The sequence below is a fragment of the Streptomyces sp. NPDC055078 genome, from assembly GCF_053607985.1.
In genome coordinates this window covers 1-4,364 of the sequence record NZ_JBSGUP010000678.1, presented here as the reverse complement: position 1 = coordinate 4,364, position 4,364 = coordinate 1, and the positions used below count along the sequence as shown (strand labels likewise).

The 4,364-nt window shown below is 70.1% G+C and carries 2 protein-coding genes and 1 pseudogene; all 3 read right to left on the bottom strand.

Annotation, left to right across the window (positions count from 1 at the left end):
• Positions 1 to 40: 40 nt before the first annotated feature.
• The 3 genes and pseudogenes from ACWF94_RS34640 to ACWF94_RS34630 all read right to left on the bottom strand — a co-directional run bounded on the left by ACWF94_RS34640 (position 41) and on the right by ACWF94_RS34630 (position 4,119).
• Entirely contained in the window at positions 41 to 1,633 is a 1,593-nt protein-coding gene (locus tag ACWF94_RS34640) for an FAD-dependent oxidoreductase (protein ID WP_453497890.1), read from the bottom strand.
• 16 nt (positions 1,634 to 1,649) lie between these two features.
• Positions 1,650 to 3,191: a glycerol kinase GlpK gene (gene glpK / locus ACWF94_RS34635; RefSeq protein ID WP_453497887.1), complete on the bottom strand. Its 1,542-nt coding sequence runs from the start codon at positions 3,189 to 3,191 to the stop codon at positions 1,650 to 1,652.
• Between the two features lie 146 nt (positions 3,192 to 3,337).
• Positions 3,338 to 4,119: pseudogene (locus ACWF94_RS34630) on the bottom strand (MIP/aquaporin family protein).
• Between the last annotated feature and the right edge of the window lie 245 nt (positions 4,120 to 4,364).

Below are 4,364 nucleotides of genomic sequence, written 5' to 3'. Positions count from 1 at the left end.
CACCTGCGCCCGCCCATAGGGGGAGGGCGGGGGTCAGGAATCAGGAAGCGCCGCCCAGCAGGTCCCGTACCCTCCCCCGGATCTCGTCCGTCGCCAGCCCCCGGATCGTCAGCGTCGTACGGCGGCGGAGCACATCGTCCGCCGTCTCGGCCCACTCGTGGTCGCGCGCGTAGACGACCTGGGCCCAGATCTCCGGTGCGTCCGGGTGTATCCGCCCGGCGAGCGACGGGTCGCTGCCCGCCAGCCGCGCGATGTCGAAGGCGAGGGACCCGTAGTGGGTGGCCAGATGGCGGGCGGTGTCCGCCGCCATCGGCGGACCCGGCGTCCCGCCGTCGGCCAGCAGACGGTGTGCGACCGCGTTCGGGTTGGCGATCCCCGGCAGCGGCGGCTTCTTCGGCAGCCGGGAGATCGGCTCCATGTCGGCCGCCAGCGGGTGGCCGGGCAGCGCGGCCAGCTTGCCGATCACCGTACGGCCGATATGGCGGAAGGTCGTCCACTTGCCGCCGGCCACCGACAGCATCCCGCCCCGGCCCTCGCTCACCACCGTCTCCCGCTTGGCCTTCGATGTGTCACCGGGACCGCCGGGCAGCACCCGCAGACCCGCGAAGGAGTAGGTGATCAGATCGCGGGACAGCTGCTGGTCGCGGATCGAGTACGCGGCCTCGTCCAGGATCTGCGCGGTGTCCCGCTCGGTGACCGAGACCTCGCCGGGATCGCCCTCGTACTCCTCGTCGGTGGTACCGAGCAGCAGCATGTCCTCCCAGGGGAGGGCGAAGGTGATGCGGTACCTGTCGATCGGGGTCGCCAGCGCAGCCCGCCACGGCGCGGTGCGCCTGAGCACCAGATGCGCGCCCTTGGACAGCCGGATCGAGGGGTCGGCCCCCTGGTCCTCCATCCGGCGCAGCCGGTCCACCCACGGCCCGGTCGCGTTCAGCACCAGCCGCGCCGAGACACCGAACTCCGTGCCGTCCGTACGGTCCGTCAGCTCCGCGCCCGTCACCCGGCCCCGGGTGAACCGCAGCCCGGTGACCTCGGCGTGGTTGAGTACGGTCGCCCCGGCCCAGGCGGCGGCGCGGACCGTCATCAGCGCCATCCGGGAGTCGTTCATCTGGTCGTCCCCGTACACGGCGACGGCCTTGAGGTTCTCCGTACGCAGCTCGGGGACATCGCGCCTGGCCTTCGCCGCACCGATGACATGGCCGACGCCGTCACCGAACGCGGAGAGCGCGGAGTACGCGAACACCCCCGCGCCGAGCTTCGCCGCACCGTGCGGCCCGCCCTTGTACACCGGCAGATAGAACGTGAGCGGGCTCGCGAGATGGGGGGCCACCTCACGGGAGAGCGCGCGCCGCTCGAAGTGGTTCTCCGCGACCAGTCTCACCGCACCGGTCTGGAGATAGCGCAGCCCGCCGTGGAGCAGTTTGGAGGACGCGGAGGACGTGGCCCCTGCGAAGTCGCCGGCGTCCACCAGTGCCACCCGCAGCCCGGCCTGGGCGGCGTGCCAGGCGGTGGAGATGCCCAGGATGCCGCCGCCGATCACCAGGAGGTCGTAGGTCGCCCGGGAGAGCTGCTCCCGGGTCTCGGCCCGGCCGGGTCGGCATCCGGGGGCCGGGGCGCTCTGCAGGGTGGTCATGGTGACGTGCTCCTCGTCAGTCTTCCTCTTCGAGCCAGCCCATGGTCCGCTGTACGGCCTTGAGCCAGCTCTTGTACTCGCGCTCACGCTGTTCGGCGTCCATGCGCGGGGTCCATTCGGCGGCGCGGCGCCAGTTGGCGCGCAGCGCGTCGGTGTCCGGCCAGAAGCCGACGGCCAGTCCGGCGGCGTAGGCGGCGCCGAGGCAGGTCGTCTCGGCGACCATGGGGCGCACGACCGGCGCGTCCAGGAAGTCCGAGAGGGTCTGCATCAGCAGGTTGTTGGAGGTCATGCCCCCGTCGACCTTGAGCGTGGTCAGCTCCACCCCCGAGTCCTTGGTCATGGCGTCGCTGATCTCGCGGGTCTGCCAGGCGGTGGCCTCCAGCACGGCGCGCGCGATGTGCGCCTTGGTGACATAGCGGGTCAGACCGGCCATCACCCCACGGGCGTCGGAGCGCCAGTACGGGGCGAACAGGCCCGAGAACGCGGGGACGAAGTACGCGCCGCCGTTGTCCTCGACGGTCAGGGCGAGGGTCTCGATCTCGGCCGCGGAGTTGATCAGGCCCATCTGGTCCCGCATCCACTGCACCAGCGCGCCGGTGACGGCGATCGAGCCCTCCAGGGCGTACACGGCCCGCTCGTCGCCGATCCGGTAGCCCACGGTCGTCAGCAGTCCGTTGTAGGAGTTGACGGGGGTGTGAGCGGTGTTCATCAGCATGAAGGTGCCGGTGCCGTACGTCGACTTGGCCTCGCCCTCGGCGAAACAGGTCTGGCCGAAGAGGGCGGCCTGCTGGTCGCCGAGCGCGGAGGCGACCGGGACGCCGTCGAGTACGCCGCCCTTGGCCGTCCCGTACACCTCGGCCGACGAACGGATCTCGGGCAGCACCTCGGCCGGGACGTGCATGGAGGCGAGGATCTTGGCGTCCCACTCCATGGTGTGCAGATTCATCAGCATGGTCCGCGAGGCATTGGTGACATCGGTGACATGCACACCGCCGTCGACACCGCCGGTCAGATTCCAGATGACCCAGGAGTCCATGGTGCCGAAGAGGATCTCGCCGCGTTCGGCGCGCTCGCGCAGCCCCTCGACATTGTCCAGCAGCCAGCGGACCTTGGGCCCGGCGAAGTAGCTCGCCAGCGGCAGCCCGGTCTCCCGGCGGAACCGGTCCTGGCCGACATTGCGGCCGAGTTCCTTGCACAGGGCGTCGGTACGGGTGTCCTGCCAGACCAGCGCGTTGTGGACGGGCTGCCCGGTGGCCCGGTCCCAGAGCAGGGTGGTCTCCCGCTGGTTGGTGATACCGATCGCCTTGACGTCGGCCTTGGTGATGCCCGCCTTGGCGATCGCGCCCGCCACGACCTCCTGCACATTGGCCCAGATCTCGGTGGCGTTGTGCTCCACCCAGCCGGGCTTCGGGAAGATCTGCTCGTGCTCCTTCTGGTCGACGGACACGATCCGGCCGTCCTTGTCGAAGACGATGCAGCGGCTGGAGGTGGTGCCCTGGTCGATGGCCGCGATGAATGGGCCGTGCCCGTGGCTGTTGGTGGTGTTGGTCTCGGTCACGGTGCGCTCCTGCTCGGGTCGGTGGGGATACGGCTGTATCTGTACGGCGCCTGTACGGAGTGGCTCCACGGCGCGGTCCCGTCGCGCTCGCGACGGCGCGGTCCCGCGTCCGCGCACCCGATCGTCCGCATGTCCGGGGCCGCGTCTCAGACGAACGCGAGGTTGTAGAGACCCGCGGCGAGTGCGCCGCCGGCCAGCGGACCGGCGACGGGAATCCAGGCATAGCCCCAGTCCGAGCCGCCCTTGTTGGGCAGCGGCACCAGGGCGTGCACGATACGGGGCCCAGGTCACGGGCCGGGTTGATGGCGTATCCGGTCGGCCCGCCGAGGGAGAGGCCGATGGCGACGACTACGAAGGCGGTGATCAGCGCGCCTAGGGTGCCGAGGCCGTCGCCGTCGGCGTTGAGGCCCTGGGTGAGCACCGCGAGGACCAGTACGGCGGTGCCGATGATCTCGGTGGCGAGGTTCTGCCAGACGACACGGACCTCGGGGCCGGTGGAGAAGATGCCGAGGACGGGTCCGGCGCCGCCGTCGTGCGCGCCCTCCACGGGCTTGTCGGCGGGGTCGCCGATGATCTCGCGGTCCGTGAGATGCGCCTGGAACTGTCCGTAGTAGGTGACCACCACCAGGGCGGCGCCGATCATCGCGCCCAGCAGTTGGCCGCCCCAGTAGACGGCGACGTTGTCCCAGACGCCGTCCTTGATGGCGATGCCGAGGGTGACCGCGGGATTGAGGTGGGCGCCGGAGAGCATCTGCGTCGTATAGACGGCCGTCATCACCGCGAAGCCCCACCCGAAGGTGATGGCCACCCAGCCGGCCCCGCGCGCCTTGGATTTCTTCAGGGTGACGGCGGCGACCACGCCACCGCCGAGCAGGATCAGCAAGGCTGTGCCGATCGTTTCGCCGATAAAGATGTCGGAGCTGGACACCGCGACTCCTTTGTCCTTCGTCCAGGGGAAGGCGGATCGCCGGATGCCTCCGGTGGTCCGCGCCCTCAGGTGAGAGCGTTCCGGCTCTTGGCGCTGTCACACTCTAACGGTTTTCCGGTAGGTGTTCGGCAATGCCGACCGATGAACGGCAGTTTTGTCCCTGGTGAACACGGCGTCAAGGGGCGCCTTCCCGAAATGCGGATCGTTATCGATGATGCGACAGCTCGCCCGGAATCGCCCGGCGG

Coding starts and splice junctions, on each gene's coding strand:
- ACWF94_RS34640 (WP_453497890.1), bottom strand. CDS start 1,633: ATGACCACCCTGCAGAGCGCCCCGGCCCCCGGATGCCGACCCGGCCGG.